This is a genomic window from Bacillus sp. SIMBA_005 (assembly GCF_046535585.1).
GTDB lineage: Bacteria > Bacillota > Bacilli > Bacillales > Bacillaceae > Bacillus > Bacillus pumilus.
The window spans coordinates 1-232 of record NZ_JAWRWI010001253.1; the positions used below are offsets into that span (position 1 = coordinate 1).

The window sequence follows — 232 nt, forward strand, 5'->3', positions numbered from 1 at the left end:
GTTCGCGACTTCAACGGCACCGAGCTGGCAGCCAGCACCGTGACCGTGCCCGTCGGCGCGGCCGGGACGGCCGAGCACACGTTCACCCTCACCGTTCCCGCGCAGGGGATCGCTCTGGCGGAGGTGACGGCAAGCGCGGGAACGGATGCCGCTTTCGCCCGCACCACCCTCGCCGCACTCCCGCCGCGGACCCTCGATCCGAGCGCGGCGAGCATGTTCGGGATGGCGAACT

1 protein-coding gene is annotated in these 232 nt (G+C 72.0%); it reads left to right on the forward strand.

Going from position 1 to position 232, the window contains the following annotated elements; all coding sequences use genetic code 11:
* On the forward strand, positions 1-232 hold a 232-nt coding region (locus SB660_RS24075), incomplete at both ends, for a hypothetical protein (protein ID WP_410585155.1).